Origin of the sequence: Enterocloster clostridioformis (genome assembly GCF_020297485.1) — a bacterium.
GTDB lineage: Bacteria > Bacillota > Clostridia > Lachnospirales > Lachnospiraceae > Enterocloster > Enterocloster clostridioformis.
On sequence record NZ_JAIWZC010000001.1, the window covers coordinates 2408930 to 2421124 of the forward strand.

Consider the following 12195-nt stretch of genomic DNA (forward strand, 5'->3'; position numbering starts at 1 on the left):
TTCTTATCTCTTGCCTGTTATACCGTCTTTTTTAGTATCGCCCACTCCTGTACCACTGAAAAACCTGCCTTCTCATAAATCCTTCTGGCAAAATTGGTTTCCGTTACAAAAATCGTCATGTATTCCGCCCCCATGTTCTTAAGCTCCTGACACAGGCTGAAGAACAGTACATTGCCGATTCCCTTTCCCCCGTCAGCCGGGTCCACTGCCAGGGCCGAAAAGAATCCCCGTCCGTTTTTCTCAGGATACACGGTTCCGGCTGTGCCAATCACCCTGCCGTCCCTGTCCTCCACTATGAGAATTTTCTTATGTTCCCGGATTCCGTCCCGGAATTTTTTCAGGAATGACTGGTCCCTCAGACGCCCAAACATTTCCTCATATCCAAAATTCCTGGTGCCGTCAAACCAGGCGACTCTGATTCCCTGCTGCTTAAACTCCATAATGTGCTTCTGTACGTCCGCCGGAATGTAAAATTTTTCCAGTTGCAGATAATAAGAAACCTCTTTTTGAACCAGCTCATATCCTCTCCTTTGAAAAAATACGTATCCGCGGGAGTCTGTCCTGATTCCAGGCGCCTTGTTGTGCTCGTGGCCTTCCCGGTCTATGTACCAGGACATTTTAACGGGACATTTGTGACTTATTCTTATTTCATGTTTTCCCTGGCCCTTCAGAAATGCCTCCGCCCTTTCCAAAAGGCTGCTTCCCACGCCTCTGCCTTCATATTCCTCCTTTACCACCAGAAGGAATATATATCCCGGCGTATTGTCCCGGTTCTGCCCCGGCAGGAATTCCTTCTGGCTGATTGCCGCCGCAAATCCCGCCAGACTGCCGGAATCCGTAAAGGCCAGGATGCATCCCTCCGGGTCAAAATCCGGTTTATCCAAAAGCTCTGCCTTCCATTCTTCCGGTGTATCATAGGCTTTATACCGGATACGCACCGCTTCCTCTTTCCACAGCCGCACCAGCTGCGGAAGCATGGCTTCCTTATACGTCCTGTATTGCATTCCGAACATACCCCCCAGCTCGATTTAATCTTGTCTTTGCGGATTCGGCGCCGCAATGCAGCAGAATCATGGTAATTGCCAGCTTTACGCTTCCCTCCGCCTCCTCCAGACAGTCCCTGGCCTCTTCCCTGGTGCATCCCGTGGCTGTCATGACAATATTTTCCGCCCTTGTAATCAGCTTCATATTTGTCTGCACAACATCCACCATCAGGTTCTGGTAAACCTTGCCGATTCCCACCATGCTTCCTGTGGATATCATGTTCAGAACCATCTTCTGGGCCGTTCCGGCCTTCAGCCTGGTGGAGCCAGTAAGGACCTCCGGGCCCGGCACCGGTTCAATGGCCAAATCTGCCTCCTTTCCTATCTCAGAATCCCGGTTGCAGGACACTGCCACGGTCCTGCATCCAATTTTTTTGGCATACCGGAGGCCGTATATCACGTAAGGCGTCCTTCCGCTGGCCGCCAGCCCTATGACGATATCCGCCGGGGACAGATGAATCTTTTTTAAGTCTTCCTCACCCAGGGTCTGGCTGTCCTCGGCTCCCTCCACCGCCTTCACAAAGGCAGCGGAGCCCCCGGCCATCAGGCCCACCACCACATCCGGCGACACCCCGAAGGTGGGCGGACATTCCACCGCATCCAGTACCCCCAGCCTTCCGCTGGTACCGGCTCCCATATAGATGATTCTCCCCTTTTGTTTCAGACTGTCCGTACACCAGGCAATGGCCCGGGCAATCTGGGGCAGAACCTCCCCCACAGCTTCCACCGCCTTCCCATCCTCCCGGTTCATAATAGCAACAATTTCCAGAGGGGTCATCTGGTCCAGCCCCATGGTCTCCTTATTCCTGCTTTCCGTTACCAACACTGACAAATCTATCATGGCAATTCCTCCCCTTACAATACGTTTTGGTTTTCATCCGGTCCCTCGGATTTGTCTATATGGGTCTTCCTGAACTGTTCCATGCACTCGTCATACCGCTTATGCACATAGGCCGTGTACAGAATATCTATCATGTTCAGCTGGGATATCCTGGATGACATGGCCCCGCTCCTGAAAATCAGTTCCGTTGCAGCCACTGACAGGTTATAATCAGCCAGACGGACCAGGGGCGACTGCTCAAACCTGGATATGGTGATGACCGGCGCCTCCCTCAGCCTGGCTTCCCTGGCACATACTATCATTTCCTCTGTAAGACCGGAATAGCTGACAATGAGGGCCAGATCGCACCCCCGGATGTTTCTGGCCTGCAGGAGCTGGGCATGCCAGTCATCGCAAATCACACATGGCTTGTTGACCCGCAGAAGCTTCAGATACATATCTCTGGCCACCAGCAGGGAAGAACCAAGCCCGAACAGATACACGGTCTGGCTCCGCTCCAGCAACTCCACACATTGATTCAAGATTTCCAGATCCACCAGCTTCCTGGTATTGTCAAGGGACACTATGTTCTTATAGGTCACCTTGTTCACCAGCTCCTCCAGGCTGTCGTCCTTCTTTATCTCCTGCTCCATGGGCCGTGTACTCTCCCTGCGCAGGGCTGACTCATACAGCAGCGATTTCTGCAGCTCCTTATAGCCCTCAAACCCCATCTTCCTGCACAGGCGGACAATGGTTGCCGCTGAGGAAAACGTTTTGTCTGCCAGCTGCTTTATGCTGTATCCGGCGGCTTCCTCGGGATTTTCCCTTAAAAATCTGAGGACCCCTTTCTCAGCCCCGCTGGCCTGCGCTGAATATTCCTGTATCCTGACAAGTACACTTTTCATATCAGTTCCTTTCTATGCCTTTATATTACTCTTTTAAACACTTTTGTCAATATCATCTGACTTTTACGAAAAATTATTTCATATTTTGACTTTTTCACCTCTTATTGCGCGTAAATACTGAAAAGCCGCCGCTTTTTTATTGAGCGGCGGCTGGAGGAATCCGTCAATCCCCAAGGTAGTGGACAGTCCCATGAAGAATCCCGCCAGCATATTGATGACAGGGGGCGAAGCCCCCACCGCCGCCAGGGCGTTTGTATTGACAAAATTTCCTTCCACATAGGAATCCACGTATTATACAATTGTTGAAAAAAATTTCCTATTCAAAAGAGGGATTGAAAACCAGAAAATAGACTTAAAGATACTGCCGTCAATCATATCCGTATTACCGCTTTGCAAGACAAGACCCCATAGCCCAAACATTGCTGGCTGCCATTCCCTGTTACCCAGTCTCTCACTCCGCCGCCCCGGCAAGCCTGCGCTCCTTCTTAATGCTCAGAGCGTACATGGCGCCTCCCGCCGCCAGCCAGAACACGGTATACAGGGCCGTTCCCGCCAGCTGGGGCCAGGCAGCGTCCCAGCCGATTCCCTTCAGGTTCACAGCCTTTAATTCCACGGCAATATTGGCAATGGGCGAAAATATCCTGGAAGCAATGCTGAGCCATTTCGGCATCAAATAGTATGGAAAAATAAGTCCTGAGGTAAATACAATCAGGTTGCTGCACATCATATACAGCTGTGCAAAGCAGGCCAGCCTCCTGGTAAAGGACCCAAGCATCACGCCAAAGGCCACGGCTGCCAGCATGAAAAGCACTGTGCTGAACAGATAGAGGCCGATTTCCCCTCTCAGGGGAATATTCTTATACAGCCCCACCACGCTCAGCGCCGCGAACTGGGTCACCACTGCGCCGCCCGCCACCACGGCCGTCCTGATGATTCCGTCCTTTAATTCCTCCCCCCGCTTTTCCGGGGCAGCCGCTGCCAGGGCTTTCCTCTTGCGTATCATGAGAGGAATGAAAAATGAGATGAGGAAGGTCTGCATGGTGATGGAGGGAACCAGCAGATAGCTCATTTTCCTGATGTAATCGCCCTGTGGCTCATACAAGGTCCTGTCCACGTAAGAAAATGTACCCAGGCTGGTCTGGGCCGCCGAGGGGTAAAAGTTATTTCCCTCCAGCATCTTAAGCTGCATTCCCGCGCTCATGGTACCCAGCACAGACGATGCAGCCCCCACAGCCCCTCCTCCGGTGATGATGTTGGAGCAGTCCGCAAAAATCACTGCCTGGGGTGATTTCTTCAGTGACATATCCCGGCTGAAATTTACGGGTATCATGACGCCGGCCTCTATCTTCTTATCCAGGATGGCCTGTTTCAAATCCTGCTCCGAATCCGCGTAATATACAATGTCCAGAGAGGGATTGATGCCAAGCTGCTTCACAATGGACTGGGACAAAGAGGACCGGTCCTCATCCAGAATTCCGAAGGGAATATTTTCTGTGTAATCATTTTTCCAGATAGTAGTAATCAGGAGCATGCCGGCCAGCACGGAAATAAAAAGACCGATAACCGTGTTTTTTTCTTCCTTCCATATCCTGCTCATCATATGCCGGCCACCCCGCTTTCCGTCAGGGGACTATCCGTCAGCGGGCTTCCCGCCTCTGTCCTGACATCCCTGAATTTCTTGGCCACCAAAAGCGCCATCACCGCGCAGAATCCCATAAGCCACAGAACATGATGGGCCTCACTCAAAAAGCTGCGCTCCACCAGGGCCATGTCCCTCAGAGGCACGATATAGTGGGTATTGGGCATGAACCAGGTAAGAAACTTACAGGGCCAGGGCATGGAGATGACCGGAAATGTGTAACCGGCTAACAGCATGGTAAAACTTATGATGCTGCATTTCTGCACTGCCTCCTCACAGTTTCCCCCGGTACCCAGGTTCTGGAGTATTCCAAAAAGGGTAATGCCGAAGCAGGTGAAAACTGTCATCAGAATGCCGGCCCAGGGCGAACTCTTATACGGAAACCCGAAACACAGGGTCTGGGTCACCATACAGCCCAGGGCAGAGACGCAGGCAATGCCGGTGATGAATCCGGCCTTCTTCATCAGACTTCCAAAGCTCGCCCTCTCGCACACGCAGGCCCCCACGCATCCGGCTCCAATCTGCACAATGGTAAGAAGGATGCCCTCCATCATCATGTATGCCACGTTCTTGGAGGGATTGCTGATGGCCTTTGTCACATATCCCATGGGCGCAATCAGGTTCATGGCTGCCTGGGGCGGTATGCCCTTTCCCTCTGCCAGCTTCAGCATATAGCCGCTCTTAATGGTTCCCAGGGCTTCGGCTATGGTTCCCCTCATGCCGCTGGCAACCGTGGAAAGGGCGCCGTCGTTAAAAATCATGATTTTGGCTTCCCTGCCATTTAACAAATCCTCTGAAAAATGCTCCGGAATCACGATTCCGGCCAGGGCCTTATTGTAGTAAAATGCTTCCTTCAGGTCATCCTCCTCATCCGTACATGCAATGACGTCAAATGTCCTGTTATCCGAAATCAGTTGAATCAGGCTTTGGACCGTCTCAGAGTGGTCATGGTTCACAATGACCGTGGGGACCTTCTGAAAAGGCAGGTGAATGAACTCAGCGCCCATGAGCAGACTCAGGATGGTGGGTGCCAGAAGAAGAATCAGCATGGGAATCGTTATGTACCGTTTTTTCACAGAAGATGCCAGGCTCCCTGCCCGTTTCATCCATTCTCTCATATACCATCACATCACTTTCCAAAGTCAACATAGGCTGTCATACCGGAACGCAGCTCATCCTGCAGTCCCGACAGGTCGTCAAAGGTTACCTTGATTCCGTAGGTCAGGATATCCCAGTCAGCTTCATTGGACGCCTTCTTAGTGGCAAAATCCGCTTCTTTATTGATTCGCACCACTTTTCCCTTATATGTATCCTTTCCCAGGGCTGCCAGGGAGATATCCACCTCCTGGTCCAGTTTTACCCGGGGAAGCTTCATTTCATCCACATCACATGTGATATAGGGGGTATAAATGTCCGCAACCACAACGGAGGGAAGTCCGGAGGACACCACATCACCGGCCTTGACATTTACCGTTGTCACCAGGCCGTCCACAGGGGAGGTGAGGACACATTTATCCAGGGTGGTGTCAATCTGTTTCAGGGCAGCCCAGGCCTGGTCCACCCCGGCCTGGGCCTGGGCAATCTGTTCCGGCGTGGCTCCGTTTTTGGCTTCGGAAAGCTTGCTCCGGGAAATCTCCAGATTGGAGCGTGAGCTGTCCAGGGCAGCCTTGGCAGAAGCCAGGGCAGCCTTCTGCCCATCCACGGAGGACTGGGATACGGCCCCTGCCGGAACCAGCGCCAAGGTCCTCTCATAATCCGCCTCCATCCTGGTATAGGATGCCTGGGCATTTTCCAGGTTTGCCTGGGCAATCTGGACCGCCAGCTGCAGCTGCTTCATCTGTTCCTCTGTGGCGCCGTTTAACAGGCTCTGATAAGATGCCTGCGCCTGGGCCAGGGCTGCCTGGGCCTGTTCCCTCTGGGCCATCAGGGTATCACTGTCCAGACGGACCAGCTCCTGGCCTTTCGTCACCAGATCCCCTTCCTCCACCAGGACATCCTTAATCTGGCCTCCTGTCAGCGCGTTGATGTTGCTCTCATCCATGGTCACATAGGACTGCACCACCAGATTTTTCTTATTCTTAAATAACAGGTCATCCCCGGTCACATGGCCGAAGATGAGCACCAGGACAATGGCGCATAAAATAACAGCCGCCGCTGCCCCTATGATTTTTTTCTTGGATTTTGCCAGTTTCATTGTTATTACAGTTTCTCCCTTCCAGTATTTCTTTCATACTCCCTTACATTTCCGACGATTTTGCACATAATCTGTTCCAGGGCCCGTTCCTCCTGGGCCGTGATTCCGGCAAAGATGATTTTCTCCCACTGATCCATGATGTCCTTCAGTGAATTAGCTGCCTCTTTTCCCTTTTCCGACAGGCAGACCAGCTTTTCACGCTTGTTCTCAGGGTTAATCTCCCTCCTGATATATCCCCGCTCCTCCATGGCCGCCAATACCTTGGCTGTCTGGTATTTATCGATTCCGGACAGGCTGGAAATGGTATCCTGATTGCTGTATTTGCTGTAGCCTATAACCAGAAGCGCGATTCCCTCGGAAAAGGAAAGGCCGCAGGCCCTGAATTTAATGCACAGAAACCTTCGTTTGCTCTTTTCTATCATGGTGGCTATTTCCTGTATGGTACTCACCTCCTTGCGGGTGCTGCCGCAGACACTGCTAAGGAATGCTTTGTGCGGCTATCATATGTATTTAACAACTGTTGTGTTTGACAAATATTATATGCATTTTGCAAATGAAAATCAACCCGTTTTTTTTTCACAAAATTACGGCTCAACTTTTATTATTTCTCCGTTTATTTGACGGGATGGTTCTTCTGACAGGGCGCGGAGGAAGAAAAATGCCGTGAAGAAGCTGGTTTCCTGGTTTGGAATCCGGCTGATTCACGGCATTATCACGGCGTTTTCGCAGCGTTTTCATATAATGTTTTTATACTTCCTTTGATGACATTCAACAATCTCATTCCATCATTTTCATAATCAGGTCCGCGCAGCCCTCATATCCCAATACAGAGGTATTCAGACAGGCATCATAATTTTCCATATCCCCCCAGTTTTTTCCGGTAAAATAGTGATAATAGTCACTTCTCTGGCTGTCCCTCTTCTGTAATTCTTCCTCCGCCTTCTCAAAGGCTATGTCATCCACCTCGCATATACGGCGTTTGCGCTTCTCCATGGATGAAGCGTAGATAAACAGTTTAAGTACGTCGCATTCTCCGTCCAGGGCAAAATCAGCGCATCTTCCGATAAAGATACATGGTCCCTTCCGGGCCAGCCTGCGGATGGTGTCAGATACCTCCTTATTGATATCAAAGGGCTCCTGCATCTTATTGTAATTCTGGAACCGGAAGGCATACAGCACCAAATCATGAAGCAGGCTTCCCGTCCGTTTTTCATCCAGCTTTTTCAGTTCCTCGATGCTGATTCCATTGTCTGCCGCCGTCACTGCCAGAAGCTCCCTCCCATAACAGGGAATCCCCAGGCGCTCCGACAGGATGCGGGCCACCTCCCTTCCTCCGCTTCCGTACTGACGCTCAATGGTGATACAACAGTTCCTGCCCATACTCATTCCTTCTTTCTTATATATCTTTCTTATATATCTTTCCTATATGTCTTTCTTATATGTCTGCAAATGTCCTCAAATTACGCAGGACATCCATCTGCCTTATGTTACCTCAATTGCGTACTTTATCACATGGTCCCTCTTATTCTCAAACACATCATAGGCTTCCATAATGTTTTCAAGCTTTGCCCTGTGGGTAATCAGACAGCTGGTATCCAGTTTTCCGGCCTTTATCAGTTTCATGATTTCCTCACAGCAGGAAGCGTCCACTCCGCCGGTCTTGAAAACCAGGTTCTTCCCGTACATGTCCGGGAGGGGGAGTATCTGCGGTTCTTCATATAAGGCCACTACACAGACCACTGCATTGGGCCTGGCAATCTTCCATGCCATCTGGAAGGTATCCCTGCCTCCTGCCACTTCCAATACGGCATCCGCGCCGCGTCCAAAGGTCAGCTTCCTTATCTCCTGTTCCACATCCTGCTTTAGCGGGTTGAGGCCGACATCCGCCAGTCCCTGATCCTTAGCCAGCTCCAGCCGTTCATCAGACGTATCAATGGCAATGATCATTCCGGGACCGTAGAGCCTTGCGCACATCAGGGTACACAGCCCGGTAGGACCTGCGCCAATCACAGCTACCGTATCCGCCGGTTTGATTTCCGCCAGGGACGCTCCCCAGTAACCGGTGGAAAGGATATCCCCTGTAAACAGCGCCGCCTCGTCCGTCACCTCACCGGGTATCCTTGTTAGTCCGTTGTCAGCAAACGGAACCCTGACATACCCGGCCTGACCGCCGTCAATCCTGCACCCCAGCGCCCATCCTCCGTGCTCATGGGTACAGTTGTTGACATAGCCCCGCTTGCAGAAATAGCACTCCCCGCAAAATGTCTCCACATTCACAGCCACCCTGTCTCCGGGCTTAAACCTTCTTACCTCCTCCCCGGTCTGCTCCACTATGCCCACAAACTCATGTCCCAGTATGGTTCCCGGCACAGCCCTTGGGACAGCGCCGTTTTTAATATGGATATCGCTGGAACAGATGGTGGTAAGGGTCACCTTTATAATGGCATCCTGCGGATCTTTCAGCCTGGGGACAGGCCGGTCTTCCAGGGTTATGGTACCATTTTCTTTATAGACGGCGGCTTTCATTGTCTTGGGCTGGGGAGTCCGGGACTGGGGAGCCGGGGACTGAGGAACCGGGGATTGGGTCGCCTGAGACTGGGCCGCCTGGGATTGGGACACCTGAGTTTGCATATCGCTTTGCATCTTTACTATACCTCCGATTTGCTGCTGTTTTCTCCAATATCATCTTATCATATATATATAAATATAAGGATATTATAGCATATATCAGGCATTCCTAAAAGGACGTCCATCCTCCGTCTGTCTGTACCGTGGCCCCTGTCATGTGGGTGGCGTCATCTGATACCAAAAACAGGATGGATGCCGCCTGCTCCTCTGCCGTGGCCTCCCGTTCCAGCATGGAGGTGAGCTTCTGTCCGGCCATGGACTGGGCCTTTGCAGGGTCCATACCAGCTTTGATGGCTGCCTCTCTATGGTTCTTCACATATTCATATGCCTCGGCTACCATGGGCGTGGTGGTGCCTGCGGGATTGACTGAGTTTATGCGGATTCCGTATCTGGCGTAATCAAGGGCCAGGTTCTTAGTCAGTCCGTTGACCGCATGTTTGGACGCCACATAGGCAGGATTGCCCGGAAGGCCTGTGAGCCCGGCAATGGATGCATTGTTGACAATGACGCCCCCATTCCCTTCCTTCATGAATTCCCTGATTTCGTGCTTGCAGCAGAAAAATACGGAATAAAAGTTGTTCGCCATGGTGTAGTCCATCTGCTCCTGCTCTAACTCATGGAGCGGACTGGGATTTCCCTTGACGCCCGCGTTGTTAATGGCAATGTCCAGATGTCCATAAGTCTTCACTGCCGCATCCACCATCTGTTCTGCATGCTCCTCCGCGGACAGATCCAGATTCAGGAAAATGGCTGTGCCTCCTTCTGCCCTGACAGCATTGAGTACACGCTCTCCCTCCTCCTTCAGCCGGTCAGCCAGCACCAGCTTCGCTCCTTCCTTCGCCGCCCGGATGGCTGTGGCCTCACCGATACCCCTGGCCGCGCCAGTCAGAATGATTACCTTATCTTTAAAACGGTTGGGATAAAATTGTTTCATGTATGAATTGCCTCCTGTTATTTGGTGGGGTTATTTTATCCCAAATACAAAGGTATTTCCACCACGTCTGATTGTGAAAAAATTATTAAAATTTCATAAAAAACACAGCAGTACAGAATTCCTCCATACTGCTGTGTCCCCTCACTTTATGGTTTATATTATGCCTTATTTATTATGCTTTATTTAATGAGGCTTATTTAATCCGTCATCAATAACTGCCATACCTGTTCTCCGGGGCCTCGGCCAGCGGAACAGGGTTTCCTCCAGGGTAACTACTCCTGGACCTGCATCTGCGGATACATACCTTCTGCCGGATCCGCCTCCTGAGCCGCCGCTTCCGCCAGAACCTCACCGCTGTTTCCTCTGATATCCGGAGTGTTACCGCGGTTCCATTTTTCCTGACACCCTGTACAGGCTCATAGGACTTGTACATCATTCCGGTATAGATATAATGGTTTCCGTCTGTCCCGTCGATTGATTCAGGAATCAGTCCGTTCAGCCTGCCGTCCGCTTCCGGATCCCGTCCCAAAGGGCACCTGCTCCAGAGCTTACTGTCAAGCACATTCGCCGGAACTTCCTTGTTTACCATCTCCACATTTACAGTATACATATTGATATCCCAAACCGCTTCAAAGGCAACATTGCCGGTAAACTCATGGTTGTTGATTTCTGATGCCTGATATAACTGATCTGGTTTAAAACCTGCATCCGAGGATTCCACGACCTTCCAGCCGCTGAATCCGCTTCCCTCCAGTGAAGGAATCAGGTTGTCTGTAATCACCCCATATTTCTGCAGGCTGTAGGTCAGCAGCGGGTCCGTAGAATCATTCAGTGTTCCGCCTTTCAAATCAAAGACAACTGCTATGTTGTGCTTCAGCTCATCGTCTACATGCCGTTCATAAGGGCTACTGAAAAAACAGTGGAAGTAGAGTCGGGTTTACAAAATTTGAAGACATGTAACATAAGTCAAAAAAACGGGGGAAGTCTACCACGAAAAAGTAAAATTGCCAAAAAACAAGTTGACCAACCCCTCCGCGCATGGTAATATTACTATATAATTTAAACAAAAGGTCAGGTATAGCCGTAAGGTGTCACTGGTAAAGCAGGCAAGACTGGGTTATCCTATTCTGTTGTATATACAATGCAGCAGTCTGGGATAATGCCGGTCTTTTGTTTTGGGAAAAGGGACTGGTTATGGAGATAATAAAGATCATTAATAACAATGTGGTCAGTGGATTGGATGAGAGCGGGCGGGAAACCATCTGGATCGGAACCGGAATCGGTTTTCACTACAAAACCGAAGGCGTGTTTGATGAAAGCATAATCCAGAAGAAGTTTCACCTGGAGGACTCAGAAGCAGTATCCAAATTTGCCGGAATTGCGGCTGGGATTCCCTATGAGTACATTCAGACGGCAGAGGAGATTATCAGCATTGCCCACAAAAAGCTGCGTCACAGGCTGGATCGCAGCATTCACATCGGACTGACAGAGCACCTTTGCTGTGCTGTGGAGCGGAAAAATCAGGGCATTGAATTGCCCAATGCGCTTCTGTGGGAAATCAAGAATTACTATCCGGAAGAATACGCTGTGGGAATCGAAGCCCTCAGTATTATTGTGGAAAAGCTGAACATAGTCCTCTCGGAAGACGAAGCAGGATTTATCGCCATCCACATCGTCAATGCGGAGATGGGGAATTTCAATTCAAGGGGCTACGACATTGTTGTCATGACAAAAGATATCATCAATATCATCCAGTATCATTTCCAAAAAGATCTGGACCACAGGTCATTTGCGTTTGAGGAACTGATGGTCTATATCAAACATATGCTGCGAAGAATCATCACCAATCAGATGCATCATGGTGAGGATGAGGAGATCTGCGCGCTGATTTGTACAAAATTTCTGGCGGCATATGATTGCAGCGCTAAAATTGCAAAATTCATCTTACAGCAGATGAAGGTACAGCCCAACATGGAGGAAATTGCTTACATGACTTTGAATATCAACAGAGCCATGCGAGACAAATGAACTT

The 12195-nt window shown here is 50.5% G+C and carries 13 protein-coding genes; 1 reads left to right on the plus strand and 12 read right to left on the minus strand.

Features of this window, described 5'->3' with window-relative positions; all coding sequences use genetic code 11:
• Positions 1-17: 17 nt before the first annotated feature.
• From LA360_RS12255 to LA360_RS12310, 12 genes are all read right to left on the minus strand, one after another.
• Positions 18-1004 carry a GNAT family N-acetyltransferase gene (locus LA360_RS12255; protein WP_022201880.1) on the minus strand — a complete coding sequence of 329 codons (987 nt, stop codon included), beginning with the start codon at positions 1002-1004 and terminating at the stop codon, positions 18-20.
• The gene (murQ, locus tag LA360_RS12260; RefSeq protein WP_022201879.1) at positions 985-1884 is read right to left on the minus strand and encodes an N-acetylmuramic acid 6-phosphate etherase; all 900 of its coding nucleotides are present in this window, start codon (positions 1882-1884) and stop codon (positions 985-987) included. The genes LA360_RS12255 and murQ overlap by 20 nt, the downstream gene beginning before the upstream one ends.
• Before the next feature lie 14 nt (positions 1885-1898).
• On the minus strand, positions 1899-2768 hold the full coding sequence (locus LA360_RS12265; RefSeq protein ID WP_022201878.1) for a MurR/RpiR family transcriptional regulator: 870 nt from the start codon (positions 2766-2768) through the stop codon (positions 1899-1901).
• 78 nt (positions 2769-2846) lie between these two features.
• The gene (locus LA360_RS12270; RefSeq protein WP_225537524.1) at positions 2847-3044 is read right to left on the minus strand and encodes a hypothetical protein; all 198 of its coding nucleotides are present in this window, start codon (positions 3042-3044) and stop codon (positions 2847-2849) included.
• A gap of 175 nt (positions 3045-3219) precedes the next feature.
• Entirely contained in the window at positions 3220-4368 is a 1149-nt protein-coding gene (locus LA360_RS12275; RefSeq protein WP_022201877.1) for an ABC transporter permease, read from the minus strand.
• Positions 4365-5513: an ABC transporter permease gene (locus LA360_RS12280; RefSeq protein ID WP_022201876.1), complete on the minus strand. Its 1149-nt coding sequence runs from the start codon at positions 5511-5513 to the stop codon at positions 4365-4367. Before LA360_RS12280 ends, LA360_RS12275 begins: the two co-directional genes overlap by 4 nt.
• Positions 5514-5536: 23 nt before the next feature.
• Positions 5537-6601, minus strand: a complete 1065-nt coding sequence (locus LA360_RS12285; RefSeq protein WP_022201875.1) for an HlyD family secretion protein — start codon at positions 6599-6601, stop codon at positions 5537-5539.
• 5 nt (positions 6602-6606) lie between these two features.
• On the minus strand, positions 6607-7023 hold the full coding sequence (locus LA360_RS12290) for a MarR family winged helix-turn-helix transcriptional regulator (RefSeq protein ID WP_112482015.1): 417 nt from the start codon (positions 7021-7023) through the stop codon (positions 6607-6609).
• A gap of 355 nt (positions 7024-7378) precedes the next feature.
• Positions 7379-7981: a cytidylate kinase-like family protein gene (locus LA360_RS12295; protein WP_022201873.1), complete on the minus strand. Its 603-nt coding sequence runs from the start codon at positions 7979-7981 to the stop codon at positions 7379-7381.
• Between the two features lie 102 nt (positions 7982-8083).
• Positions 8084-9127, minus strand: coding sequence for an alcohol dehydrogenase (locus tag LA360_RS12300; protein ID WP_368072319.1), 1044 nt, complete (start codon positions 9125-9127; stop codon positions 8084-8086).
• Positions 9128-9338: 211 nt separating this feature from the next.
• Entirely contained in the window at positions 9339-10163 is an 825-nt protein-coding gene (locus tag LA360_RS12305) for an SDR family NAD(P)-dependent oxidoreductase (protein ID WP_022201871.1), read from the minus strand.
• Between the two features lie 208 nt (positions 10164-10371).
• The gene (locus LA360_RS12310; RefSeq protein WP_022201870.1) at positions 10372-11010 is read right to left on the minus strand and encodes a hypothetical protein; all 639 of its coding nucleotides are present in this window, start codon (positions 11008-11010) and stop codon (positions 10372-10374) included.
• A 347-nt stretch (positions 11011-11357) separates the two neighbouring features.
• On the opposite strand from LA360_RS12310, the gene LA360_RS12315 reads away from it, so the two are divergent.
• Positions 11358-12191, plus strand: coding sequence for a PRD domain-containing protein (locus LA360_RS12315; protein WP_112482017.1), 834 nt, complete (start codon positions 11358-11360; stop codon positions 12189-12191).
• Positions 12192-12195 lie beyond the last annotated feature (4 nt).

Excerpts from the sequence above, each read along its gene's own strand:
- LA360_RS12280 (WP_022201876.1), bottom strand. The coding sequence starts at position 5,513 with ATGAAACGGGCAGGGAGCCTGGCATCTTCTGTGAAAAAACGGTACATA.
- murQ (WP_022201879.1), bottom strand. The coding sequence starts at position 1,884 with ATGATAGATTTGTCAGTGTTGGTAACGGAAAGCAGGAATAAGGAGACC.
- LA360_RS12275 (WP_022201877.1), bottom strand. The coding sequence starts at position 4,368 with ATGATGAGCAGGATATGGAAGGAAGAAAAAAACACGGTTATCGGTCTT.
- LA360_RS12255 (WP_022201880.1), bottom strand. The coding sequence starts at position 1,004 with ATGCAATACAGGACGTATAAGGAAGCCATGCTTCCGCAGCTGGTGCGG.
- LA360_RS12290 (WP_112482015.1), bottom strand. The coding sequence starts at position 7,023 with ATGATAGAAAAGAGCAAACGAAGGTTTCTGTGCATTAAATTCAGGGCC.
- LA360_RS12295 (WP_022201873.1), bottom strand. The coding sequence starts at position 7,981 with ATGGGCAGGAACTGTTGTATCACCATTGAGCGTCAGTACGGAAGCGGA.
- LA360_RS12315 (WP_112482017.1), top strand. The coding sequence starts at position 11,358 with ATGGAGATAATAAAGATCATTAATAACAATGTGGTCAGTGGATTGGAT.
- LA360_RS12305 (WP_022201871.1), bottom strand. The coding sequence starts at position 10,163 with ATGAAACAATTTTATCCCAACCGTTTTAAAGATAAGGTAATCATTCTG.
- LA360_RS12285 (WP_022201875.1), bottom strand. The coding sequence starts at position 6,601 with ATGAAACTGGCAAAATCCAAGAAAAAAATCATAGGGGCAGCGGCGGCT.
- LA360_RS12300 (WP_368072319.1), bottom strand. The coding sequence starts at position 9,127 with ATGAAAGCCGCCGTCTATAAAGAAAATGGTACCATAACCCTGGAAGAC.
- LA360_RS12265 (WP_022201878.1), bottom strand. The coding sequence starts at position 2,768 with ATGAAAAGTGTACTTGTCAGGATACAGGAATATTCAGCGCAGGCCAGC.